This window comes from Aquirhabdus parva (genome assembly GCF_003351745.1).
Taxonomy (GTDB): Bacteria; Pseudomonadota; Gammaproteobacteria; order Pseudomonadales; family Moraxellaceae; genus Aquirhabdus; species Aquirhabdus parva.
The window spans coordinates 65,593-77,651 of the sequence record NZ_CP031222.1; the positions used below are offsets into that span (position 1 = coordinate 65,593).

The following is a 12,059-nucleotide window of genomic DNA, read 5'->3' on the forward strand; positions in this document are numbered from 1 at the left end:
GCGATGAATAATATTTTAAAGACAGATCGACCAAGGAGTATCGCGATGAAGACATTGACGACAATCGGCATGCTCCTGTGCTATGCCCTCATCACGAATCAGTCAGCACAAGCGGGCGACAACCAGCCAGGCTACTTCGTAAGCACCCTGCGTGTGACGGTTCAACCCGACAGCCATAAGCAAGTCATGATCTTTAGTGCCGGTCCGCATAAAAGCAAACCCGCGTGTTCCAACGCGGATGGAGGCTGGGCTCTTGATCTCAGCACCCCTGAAGGTCAAGCCCTGATGAAACAACTGCTCAGTGCCTACACCGGACATAAAGCGGTTGTCATACAAGGCAGCAATGACTGCAGCGTAATGAATGATCGAGAAACCGCACAAACGATTACGACGTTATAAAGAGCAAGAACAGCATCATTTAGAAAACGTCCTTTATTGATTAAACAGAATTAAAGATTTGGGGTAAGAAATGCGATTGACCACTGGCGTGATAGGCGGCTTAAAACAGCTGACGATACTATGTCTCGTAACGGCTGGGCTTAATGTCAGCGCAGTCCATGCAGGCATTGTGCAGAGTAGTGATACCAGCTATCAGTACGATGATGAAGGCAATGTTCTGCGTCAGGACGTCATCATCACCGCCAATGAAGAAAACGCAGATGGCGCAACCACACAGCGTAAATATCGCAATCTCACTGTAAACAGTTACGACTACAAAGACCCCAAAAGCTGGATGCTCGGCCAACTGAAGTGTACGCAAACCCTCAAACAAATCGTCAACCCCACCTCAGAGCTCAGCAATGTCGGTGGTGGTTTAACTGATGTCGTCGACAATCACTCTACCACCTTCGTATATGTCGGCACCTATGCCGAGATATTACAATCAAATAAAAGTGGTGAACTTGCACCAACAGATCCAAACAACGTTCAGAGCTGTACCGCGCCAACCGATAATCTCATTACCACCAATTACTCTTACGATAGCTGGGGAAATTTGTCTAGCGTAGATAAAGCGGCCCCTGCTACAGCAACTGCAGCGGCAGTGAGTAGCCATGACGAGATGACTTACACCACAGATGGTCGTTATCTTGCCAGCAAAACCAATCAATTCGGGCAAGTAGAACGCTACGATTATGATCTGGCCCGTGGTTTATTGAAGACGAAGACCTTTATAGATGGTACGACCGAAAGTTATGTGTACGATGATGTGGGTCGTCTAACCCGAACCAACAGCTTTGATGGAACGTCGATCTGGACTGAGTATAAAAACTGTGTTTATGGTCCATATGATTGTACGAATGCGGAAAAGTACTATACAAAAACCACCAAGCATGTCCCTGAGAGCTCAAATAGTAATGAGATTCTCTCGCCTCAAATGAGCTACTACGATCTGCTGGGTCGCAATACGCATACTTTACGCTATATCTATACCGATCCCAATGCACAGACAGCACGCGCTCAAGTCACCAGCTATGTTGAATACGACGCCTATGGACGTGTAAAAATAAATCATACACCGTTCTTTGCTGCAGAGCCTGATGCGGATTACAACAAGAGCATGAGCATCGTATATTACGACGCCTTTGACCGTCCATTTAAGACCATAGACAACAACACCAGGAAAGTCACCGCGGTTAAATACATCAACCCATTCACCACCTTCTCATCCCTTGCTGCCTGTGACGCCTGTGCTCCCGACAGCAGTAAGGCCGAAGTGGTCAATGCCTTGAATCAACAAGTCATGGTGATCGACAGCAAAGGCTCACGTCTGCGTAAAACCTATGACGCAGCGGGTCGCCTGCGCCGAACCATCGACTCGCTGAACTACAACATCACCATGGACTACGATCTTGCAGGCAACAAAATTGGCATGCATGATCCCGACATGGGCTACTGGAGCTACACCTACGACGGCTTTGGACGTTTAAGAACCCAGACCAATGCCAAAGGCAACCTCACCAGCTATGAATACGACGTCCTGAATCGTCTGATCCATCGAGTCGAACCAGATAAAGACAGCTACTGGGACTATGACAACAGCAACGGCAGTGCCCGTAGCGGTAAACTAACCAGTACCTATACGAAGGTGGGTACCAGCAAAGACTACAGCGAAAGCTATGACTACGATAGCCTTGGACGTAAAACCGTCACCCACACCAGCAAACTGATCGACCCGAAAGGAACAGCGACTCAAACCTTCGACAGCAGCGTCAGTTACGACTGGCTCAGTCGTCCAGAAACGATCACCTATCCGAACGGACAAAGCTACGTCAATGTCTATGACTTCTATGGCAACCTCGTTCGTCTACGGACACTCGACAACAAAACCCTCTGGCAAGCCCTGTCGCGTGATCGTTGGAACCGGGTTGTCAAAGAGCGGCTAGGTAACGGTCTTGTCACCACCCGTAGCTACGACTTCTCGCGTAGCACACTGAACAGCATCAACACCACATTACAAGTAGGTGCCAACACCAGCCTGATCCAGAACGACACCTATCAATTTGACGACTACGGCAACCTGTTCAACCGTACCGACCAAATGACTGGTTATAGCGAAGATGCCGAATACGACTCCTTAAACCGGATTCGCTATCTGACCCAGAAAAACGTCAATCTCAACCAGATCATCCAGAGCAACCAATACACCTACAACAGTGCGGGTAACCTCCTGCACAAAACAGGCGTCGGTGACTACACCTATGGAAGCCCAGGCAAAGCCGGCTGTACCGGGATCCACCAAGTCTGTCAAACCACAGGTGGCAACGGCATAGCCGACAACACCTTCACCTACGACGCCAATGGCAACATGCTAAATGGCAATGGCAAAAGCAGCGTCGTGTGGAACAGCTTTGACAAAGTCAGCAAAATCAAAACCACCGATGGCGTAGAAGAAAACTTCCTCTACGACACCGACCACGACCGCGTGCGCAAGACCCAATACAAATATGGCGTGAAGACTTCCGAAATCGTCTACATCAACCCGCGTCTAGACCTGGGTGGCACCTTCGAGCGCAGCTACGACTACAAGACCGATGGCGTCACCGTCAACAAGATCGAAGAACGTGCGCACCTGTATGCCGATGGACGACCCATAGGTCAGTTCGTCACAGTGAGAAATGCTCAAGATAGCGTCACCGACAACCATCTGGACTACTTCCTGACCGACCATCTGGGCTCGATCAAAATCGTCACTGATGAATCAGGAGCCGTGAAAGAACGAACCACGTTCGACGTGTGGGGTCAACGTGTCTCCATGGATGGCACAGCGGCAACACGCCATGGCTTCACGGGTCATGAAATGTTGGATGACGTGAATTTAGTGAACATGAATGGCCGGATTTATGATCCTGAGATAGGTCGATTCATGAGCGCGGATCCGACAGTGGATGGGGTTGATGATCTACAGGGTTATAACCGCTATAGCTATGTGCATAATAATCCTCTGAGCTATTGGGATCCAGATGGGTTCATGCTTGAAGAAGGTCACATTCATCGCATGTGCGACATCGGATGTACTACGATGACTATTGATTTCAATGTCGATAATGGTCTTCCTGAACGGGTGACGGTAACAGCGGGCCGACCACCACATGATTCATCAAATTTACCTATTGCGAATTTGGGTGGGGCTCCTGGAGGTAATTCAGGTGGGTGGACTGGTCGCCCAAATGATAGGCCGCGTGGTGTTAATGATGGCGGTGGTGGCACCGGTAAAGGAACCAATACTGGAGGTAATCTCAGTAATAACACGACGCAGACGGTACCTGGTGTAACACCTACACCGACAATACCGACACCAACGACAGGTGGTGGCTCGCTTGCTGATACGATTAAAAGCTCGGCAACGAATGCTATCACGAATAACCCGATTTCCAGTATTTTAGTCAATACAGGTGAGGTAATTGGAGCGGGGACAGCTGCCGTAGTGACTGGAAATTTTGATATCGATTTCTTTGATAAGAGACGGGATATCTTAATTCAAGATCTGGGGGCTTTAACGGTGCAGAGGTTTGTGCCTAACTTAAGTGGTCTGGTGCATATTGTTTCCCAGAATGGGTCTCAGAATCAGCCATTAGCTGTAAGGCGTGAGCAAAAGGAAGGGGATGTTACCTTTCCGACCGAAAGGGCTGCTCGACGTGAAGCAATTCGTCAGAATGGTGGACAAGTTTCGGCTCCAAATAGTTATCAAAGGGTTGAAAATACTACTGATAGAGGTAAAAATAAAAATATTAGAGGACCGAATAACGAGCGTGCAGAGTTTCTAGAGTTTAAAGATTTGAATGGTAAGCCTGTTCAAGTTGATCATCATAAATGGGGACATCAATTTAGCGATAATGGTACTTACGAACAACCTCATTATCATGGACCAAAAGGAGAACATATTTCTTATGATTAATAATAGTAATGTCTGGCAGACTCTGTCGCAGATCATGCATCTATACTCAATACAGGTACGTATTATACTGATTGATGACACCGTTACTAACTGGAGTAGTTGGTTGACACTGCCTAGTAATAGTTATGCTGAAATTGCAAAATTTGGACCCTTCCGCTTAGTCGATGTTCTTTCCATAGAGATTAATCCTAATGAGACCAAGGAAATGGGTAGACTTTTACCAAATAAGAATATAGATCATTCTTTGGCAATTATTGATAAATTAGAGTTAGAAGGCATTGCATTTCGAATTGATGATGGCGTTTTAGTAATAGAATTTGGATAGATATTGAATAATATTATTTTTTAGGAAAACTTTATCAATGAAAACCCTAATCCTCATCTGTGCCCTCGCCATGAGCTCATGGGCAGTCGCCGCACCCGCCTCAATCCTGACCATCCCGAGTGGCTGGCGTTTGCAGAACTATACAGGTGGCGCTCTCGTGGTCTGGTATACCACAGCAAGCACCTGTGCCACCGGAAAACTGACACTACCCGCAGGCAACGAATCACAGCGTAACCGATTCTGGGCACTGGTACTGGCTGCCAAAACAGCCTCACGTAAAGTCCTCGTTGAATACGACGACAGCACCTGCGTGATCAGCAGCTTTGGCCTACTTGAAGGCTGATCTACCCGTTACTGAACACTATAGGTACTTTGAATAGATGGTTAATCTCAAGCAAGTTCAACGTGGTTTTACGCTATTGGAGCTGATGATCGTACTGGTCATCATCGGCTTGCTTGCCGGGATTATTGGTCCCAATCTATTCAAGAATCTTGAGAAATCAGAAAAAACCACCGCACGCGCCCAGATAGACGCCTTCACCAAAGCCATAGACCAATATCGACTCGACACAGGCAGTTACCCAGACAAAAGCACAGGCTTAAAAGCCCTGTCTACTGCACCCGCAGGCGCCCAAAACTGGAATGGCCCTTATCTTAAAAAAGTCCCGTTAGACCCCTGGGGCAGTCCTTACCAATACCAGTATCCGGGAACGCACAATACAACGGAATACGATGTCTACTCATGGGGCAAAGATAAAGCGGCGGGTGGAAGCGATGATGGGGCAGATATTGGCAATTGGTAGGTTTCGGACCTTATTCAAGACGATATTGAGCTGATCATCATGCCTAAATTTCATGCTCAAATCGTCACGCCAACCGGATTACGTGAAACCCGTACATTAGAAGCGGATAGTAGAGACACGATTCAGCAGCAATTGGTCGCTGAGGGCGTATTGGTGATCTCGATTAAGAATGCCGAGCCCTTAAATCAGTTTCAGCCCCGCCAACGTTTTGACACCGTCGTTTTTGTACATGAGCTGAAAACACTGCTGGAGTCGGGATTATCTTTAACTGAAAGTTTTGATGTTCTGCTGGATCACCGTCGTCAATCCATTGAGTTTGACACTCTAACCCGCATCCGACAGCATTTGAATGAAGGTCTGTCACTGTCACAAACCATGATGTTATATCCGCAGCATTTCCCTGCACTTCTGGTCGCGAGTATTGCTGCCAGTGAGCGCAATGGTACCTTGGTTGCTGCGCTCGTGAGTTATATTGCGTATGACGAGCGAATTTCTGCGCTGCGCAGTAAGATTTATAACGCATCTTTATATCCCATCTTGCTGGTTGGGATTGCGATGTTGGTCATGTTATTTTTGCTCATGTATCTCGTCCCCAGATTTGGTGCGATTTATGATGGGGTTGACATGAAGTTGCCATGGGCATCGCGCATCATGCTGGATCTCGGGTCTTGGCTTGGCCACTATCGTTGGCTGGTCTTGGCTGCGATTGCTGTTGGCATGGTATGGATTGTGCGCTTCATCATGCGCCATGGACCAGAAGAGAGTCTGATGTTGGTGCTTTCACGATTTGGACCATTACGACGTCGATTACATATTGTTTTTCTGTCTCGTTTTTATCGGGCATTAGGTTTACTACTGGAAGCTGGTGCTTCGGTGATGCAAGCCTTGGATATGGCAGGCAGTATGCTGGATAGCAATGGACGTCTACAATTACAAGAAGCTAAAAGCCGGATATTACAAGGACAAGGTTTAAGTGAGGCATTGCATCGCGCAGGGCTTACCACCGCGGTCTCCGCACGATTATTGGCCGCAGGGGATCAAAATGGTGAGGCGGTCAATATGTTGAGGCAATCAGCTGACTTCCATGACTTAGACCTGACACGGTTTATTGAACAGTTCTCGCGTCTGTTGGAACCCGTCCTCATGATGGCGATCGGTTTATTTATTGGGTTGATTGTCGTTTTACTGTATTTACCGATTTTTCAACTCGCGAGTGGATTGCAATGAGCTACTCAACACGTTGGTTTAGCACAGCCGATTTATTGGCAGTCGTGAGCAATTTCACGTTCATTGACCGTCAAACCGCTATCCATCAATTATGCGTCGCTGTACGTTTTGATGAGCAGGATTGGGTTATTTTTGGTCGGATACCCACAGAGCATGATTTGAGCTGGATCAGCTATCTGACGGATCAGCCTTTTCAAGTTGGTCAGGTCCAGCCTGAGGCAATGCTGAGTTTTATGGCTCTGCTGAATGGTCAACAAAATAATCTCCCCAATCAAAAGACCGGGCATTCGCAGAACCATATTTCCGAACAGTCCTTGGTTGAAGAAGATAGCCAGATTATTCGGGTGGTCAATACCGCCATTTTTGATGCCTACCATAAAGGTGCCAGCGATATTCATTTTGAAAACAATCCTGAAGGATTGGTGATCAAATGTCGTATTGACGGTGTCCTTGTGGAGACTGGGAAACTGTACGAACGTACTTCTGCAGAGCACGTGATTTCAAGACTGAAGGTATTGGCAGAGCTAGATATTGCCGAGCGCAGAATCCCTCAGGATGGTCGATTGAGTATTCAGATCCAAGGCCGTGACATAGATTTGCGTATTTCGATCATGCCTGGGCTACATGGTGAGGATGCTGTCCTGCGGATATTGGATAAACAATCCTTAACGCAAGGGGATGAGCCGCTATCTCTTGAGCTCCTTGGTTTTGATGTGGCGACAATGGTTGCGATTCGTAAACTTGCCAGACAGCCTTACGGTATGTTGCTGGTGACAGGGCCGACGGGTTCAGGAAAGACGACCACGCTGTATGCACTACTCAATGAACATCACACGGGGCAGCAAAAGATCATTACGATTGAGGATCCTGTTGAATATCAACTAAAAGGCACATTACAAATCCCTGTGAATGAGCGTAAGGGGTTAACGTTTGCACGAGGTTTACGCTCTATTTTACGTCATGACCCCGATACAATTTTGGTCGGTGAGATTCGAGATCGAGAAACTGCCGATATCGCGGTACAAGCAGCATTAACTGGCCATTTGGTCTATACCTCGGTCCATGCTAACCATTCTTTGGATGTGATCGGTCGTTTCAGGCATATGGAAATTGATCTTTTTGGTTTTGTCAGTAGTTTAAATGGCATCGTGGCTCAACGTTTGATCCGCTTGAATTGCACGCATTGTAGCGAACCTACCCAGCCTGATCGTGATCTCATACATTTTTCAGGGATAACCTTGGAGCAGGCTGAAGGATTCCATTTTCAAGAAGGGAAGGGCTGTGATGAGTGTCAGGGCACAGGGTATCGGGGGCGTCAGGCGATCGCTGAGGTATTGGTGATTAATGATGCGGTGCGTGAAATGCTGATTTTACAGGAGCCTATTAGTCGTATTCGAGAATACTTACTTCAAAGCGGTATGTTTTTCCTACGCCAGCAGGCTTTGGCTGTTGTAGCAGAGGGACGTTCTACACTACAAGAAATTAATAGAGTCACATTTGTTCAGCAGTAATTTTTTAATTTATATTAGGAGATTGAAAGTGTTAAAAAAATCTTTTTTATGAACGCAATGATGATTGATCTACTGCTTCAGCGGCGATGAAAGGGTATCGGTTTGAAGCGGATTTTGGGTATCGATGAGAGCCATAAATTTCCAATCACTGTAATGGGCGGCTTGTTCAAAGTCTTTCATTTCTGCAGCGAAATGTTTTTGTTTGACGGGTTTCTGATTGGAAGCGCTGAATACGCCTACAATTCTCCCATCTGCATCACGAAGGACTTGAAAAGGTTCTCCTGTCACAGGGTCTAAATCCAGTTTGCGGATATAGCGATGAAAGCGTAATGATCGTGGGTCATTTAATAAGTCTTTTAATTCATTAGGATAAATTTTTAGATTACCTTGGGAGTTTTGATAATACTGACCGAGAGCAATTTGGTAGGTATGTCCAATACGTAGTAGCTCCGCTTCTTTTGTCCTCTTTGCAACCATTGCATAATCTTCAGCCCAACGCCCCAAGCCTAGTGCCAATAATGTGATCGCTAACAGGAGCCATATATAGGCAAATCCCTGCTGCTTCCCAAGCTTGGTTACTACAAATTGAGGTCGCTTGAAATCACCATTGTGCATAAGGTATGCCATTGCGACCAACCCCTTGAGATGTAGATTTGACATCATAAATCCCGGGCTTACCTTCTTCATCTTGCATGATGATTTGCCAATTTGCATGATTAAGCGGTACTGCTGGTTTGATGGGTTTGACCGCTGCATTTGTTTGGGTTGCTGACGGTGACGGTATCATTGGATCTAGGGGGATGGATCTTAAGTAATGTGCCTCGATCAAGAGATCCAGTGTGGCTGGATATGTCCCTTTGTCGGCATGGTATTGATCGATCACACGACGAATAGTTGCCAAATTTTGGCGCAATACCGTTTCCTTGCCTACTTCAACTTGCTCAAGGTAGCGAGGGGTCACAATGGATAATAACAAAGCAATCACTGATAGAACAACGAGAAGCTCTACGATTGTAAAACCTGATTTAGTTCTCAATATTACCATTCCTTATATGCGATACCATTCGTACCGATCTGATTTGATAATGAGTAAATGTCGTAAATATCACCTGCTGGTTGGGAGGGATCAATTATTAAGTTCGCATTATATGATCGTTTTCCCCAAGTATCTTCAGGCTTAACAGTGTTATCAGGAAAAAAAGGATCTCGAGGAATGCGTCTTAAAAAGTGTATAGGTGGAGCTTTACTATTTGGCTCTGTGACAGCCAATAAGGTGGTTAATTGTAGTGGATAGCCATCAACAGATTGAAGAGAAGGGGGGATTTTTCCTTTTGCGCTTTCTTCTTTAAATTGATCGAGAGCTTGTCTGATCTCAAGGAGTGCATGGCGCAACTCTTGCTCTTTTTGCTGACGGGATAGCAAATCAGAAATGGGTAAAACGACTGATGCCAATAAAGCCAGTAATGATAGCGTGACGAGCAGTTCTACAAAAGTAAACCCGCGTTTAGCGGACCACGGTGATGGGCTTATGTTCATCTAAGCTAAATCCTTGAGGTTGCTGACCATCGCGTAATTGAATGCTACCTCGACTTAATATGAGTTCGGAGGAAGGGGCATCTTTAGCTACTTTAAAGGTGATCAATGCCGCAGTTCCCTGATGTACTGCTGTTTTCCCAAAAGTGAAACGAATCCCTTTTTCTATAGCCTGCTGGTCAAATTTATTGGACGGTGCAATCAAGACAGCGCGGACTAATTCTAATGATTTATCGTGTAGAAGGTCGAAGCTCATAGATTCATATGCTGGTCCTGTTTGTAGTAACGCTACCGTAAAATCCTGACCCGGCGTAACATGTGTTGGACCATTAAGCTGAATCTGCATCTGAGGGCTGCCAGAACCCCCTTGATTAAGACTAATATCGGCCATACCCATGGCTGGAGATGTTGTTTCGGCAGGGATAGCAGTCGGTGTTACATCTGTATCATGATCGGATGGTGTGGTATCGGCACTCTGTGGGGCTGCTTCCGTGGCCGTAGCAATGTTGGTTGTGTTATCTGGCTTAGCTCGATAATCCGATGATTCACTCAGTCGCAATGGATGTGTGGATACTTGTACACCAGTTCCTGATGAGAACTCTTGGACATGTGCCGCTGGTAGGGCAAAGGGTCTCACGATATGTGGTGTGATCAACAGAACAATTTCACTTTTGGTACTACTATCCGTTGTGTTTGAAAATAATCGTCCTAAAAACGGAATTTTTCCAAGTCCAGGCAAATGAGTTGCATTTGTTTGACTATCATCCCTGATTAATCCGGCCAACATTTGTGTTTCACCATCTTGCAGTTGCAGAGTCGTCGCGGCATTTCGTGTTCCGATCTGATAGGCCACGAGTCCAGTACTGGATCTGATTTCTTTGGCGATATTACTGACCTCAAGTTTAATACCAATAGTCACTTGCCGATCTTTGTTTACCTCGGGTTCGACATCCAGTTTTAAACCTACGTCTAGGTAATTAATCGATTCAGAAACTGAGCCGGAGGTTAGGTTAGATGTTGTCGTGATAACAGGTACTTTATCACCAATCAGAATATTGGCTTTTTCTTTACTTTTAACACGGATGCGGGGGTTAGCCAGTAAATTAGTTTCGGCACTGGTCTGCTTAAAGTTCAATGTTGCCAAGGGATCTGCAACAACTAAGCTTAAATTATCCCGAGTCATACTCTTAATTTGATTAATCGTGTATTGTCCTACCTGTCCAGCCCCAGTGAGTGCTCGGACACCAATTTGATTAGGGAAATCAATACCTAACCCTAGCAGCTTATCTCGATTAACTTCTAGAATTTCAACATCTAGAATGACTTCCGGCACTGGCAGGTCATAAGCCTGTAAAAGCAAATCGATGCTATCTAATACATCTTGCGTATCCCGAACAATCAACATTCTTAAACGTTCATCAAAAAACATAGCCTTAGGCGCATATAGAATTTTGATCATGTCTTGAGTTTTTTGTACATCAGCAGAAGCAAGATAGAAGGATCGGGTTAGGAGTTCATCATAGTTTTTATGTTTTTCAGAAGAGTCGCTATAAATTAAAAATGTATTTGCATTTAATATCTTATAACTAAGACCGGAAGTTTTCATGATGAATCGCAAAGCTTCTTGTACTGTCGTATCTTTAGCATGAATGGTTGTTTTAATGTCATCTGTACGGACATCTTTGTCCATTATAAAATTGATGCCCGAAGATTGCGCTAGTAACTCCAGAACTGCTTGTACGCTTGCTGATCTAAACTCAAGAGATACTCTTTTATTCAGTTTTGGAGTCACGGAAGGGTCATATGTCGATTGCCTATTTTGATCTCGCTCAATATCAAAACGCAATTTTCTAGCGACAGAATCATTGGGCGCTGTTCTCAATACTTCTTTAAGAATATGTAGCGCTTGATCTTTATGGCCTTGTTTCAGCTCTGATTTAGCAAGTTCTGTCAGTGAAGAAATTTGATCCATTTCTTCAATTTTTTTTAGTCCTTCTGCCGCAGCAGAATTCATATGATCCGTTCGTAATGCTTGTTGAAAAGCATCTTTAGCGCTGACGATGTCACCTTGTTGTTTTGCCTGATTTGCAGCCGTAATTCGCTCATTAGTGAAACGTTCTTTTTGATAGATATAAGACGTACGATCTTCCAAACTCTTTGCGTTTTGCAGTTTTTCTAATTGCTGCATTTTTTGTTCGGTGGTGATAGGTGCTGTGTTACACGCACTTAGGCTCAACATACTGAGTAAGATTAGACCGCGGGAG

Annotated in this window: 11 protein-coding genes; 7 read left to right on the forward strand and 4 right to left on the reverse strand. The window is 45.5% G+C overall.

Annotated elements, in window-relative coordinates:
• Positions 1-45 precede the first annotated feature (45 nt).
• The 7 genes from HYN46_RS00305 to HYN46_RS00335 all read left to right on the forward strand — a co-directional run bounded on the left by HYN46_RS00305 (position 46) and on the right by HYN46_RS00335 (position 8,262).
• Positions 46-399 (forward strand): hypothetical protein, encoded by a 354-nt coding sequence (locus HYN46_RS00305; protein WP_114897580.1) that lies wholly within the window; start codon positions 46-48, stop codon positions 397-399.
• Between the two features lie 70 nt (positions 400-469).
• Positions 470-4,396, forward strand: coding sequence for an RHS repeat domain-containing protein (locus tag HYN46_RS00310; RefSeq protein ID WP_114897586.1), 3,927 nt, complete (start codon positions 470-472; stop codon positions 4,394-4,396).
• Positions 4,397-4,430: 34 nt separating this feature from the next.
• Positions 4,431-4,721: a DUF6678 family protein gene (locus HYN46_RS00315; RefSeq protein ID WP_322887824.1), complete on the forward strand. Its 291-nt coding sequence runs from the start codon at positions 4,431-4,433 to the stop codon at positions 4,719-4,721.
• A gap of 37 nt (positions 4,722-4,758) precedes the next feature.
• Positions 4,759-5,064, forward strand: coding sequence for a hypothetical protein (locus tag HYN46_RS00320; RefSeq protein ID WP_114897588.1), 306 nt, complete (start codon positions 4,759-4,761; stop codon positions 5,062-5,064).
• A gap of 37 nt (positions 5,065-5,101) precedes the next feature.
• On the forward strand, positions 5,102-5,524 hold the full coding sequence (gene gspG / locus HYN46_RS00325; protein WP_114897584.1) for a type II secretion system major pseudopilin GspG: 423 nt from the start codon (positions 5,102-5,104) through the stop codon (positions 5,522-5,524).
• A 39-nt stretch (positions 5,525-5,563) separates the two neighbouring features.
• Positions 5,564-6,751 (forward strand): type II secretion system F family protein, encoded by a 1,188-nt coding sequence (locus HYN46_RS00330; protein WP_114897589.1) that lies wholly within the window; start codon positions 5,564-5,566, stop codon positions 6,749-6,751.
• Positions 6,748-8,262, forward strand: a complete 1,515-nt coding sequence (locus HYN46_RS00335; protein ID WP_114897590.1) for a GspE/PulE family protein — start codon at positions 6,748-6,750, stop codon at positions 8,260-8,262. Before HYN46_RS00330 ends, HYN46_RS00335 begins: the two co-directional genes overlap by 4 nt.
• A gap of 69 nt (positions 8,263-8,331) precedes the next feature.
• On the opposite strand, the gene HYN46_RS00340 is transcribed toward HYN46_RS00335, so the two are convergent.
• The 4 genes from HYN46_RS00340 to HYN46_RS00355 are packed head-to-tail and all read right to left on the reverse strand — an operon-like array spanning position 8,332 to position 11,983.
• Positions 8,332-8,889, reverse strand: a complete 558-nt coding sequence (locus HYN46_RS00340) for a type II secretion system protein (protein ID WP_162818036.1) — start codon at positions 8,887-8,889, stop codon at positions 8,332-8,334.
• Positions 8,864-9,298 carry a type II secretion system protein gene (locus tag HYN46_RS00345; protein ID WP_210009267.1) on the reverse strand — a complete coding sequence of 145 codons (435 nt, stop codon included), beginning with the start codon at positions 9,296-9,298 and terminating at the stop codon, positions 8,864-8,866. The genes HYN46_RS00340 and HYN46_RS00345 overlap by 26 nt, the downstream gene beginning before the upstream one ends.
• A 2-nt stretch (positions 9,299-9,300) precedes the next feature.
• Positions 9,301-9,798 carry a prepilin-type N-terminal cleavage/methylation domain-containing protein gene (locus HYN46_RS00350; RefSeq protein ID WP_114897593.1) on the reverse strand — a complete coding sequence of 166 codons (498 nt, stop codon included), beginning with the start codon at positions 9,796-9,798 and terminating at the stop codon, positions 9,301-9,303.
• A complete protein-coding gene (locus HYN46_RS00355) occupies positions 9,767-11,983 on the reverse strand; it encodes a hypothetical protein (protein WP_228254847.1) in 2,217 nt (738 codons plus the stop codon). Before HYN46_RS00355 ends, HYN46_RS00350 begins: the two co-directional genes overlap by 32 nt.
• Between the last annotated feature and the right edge of the window lie 76 nt (positions 11,984-12,059).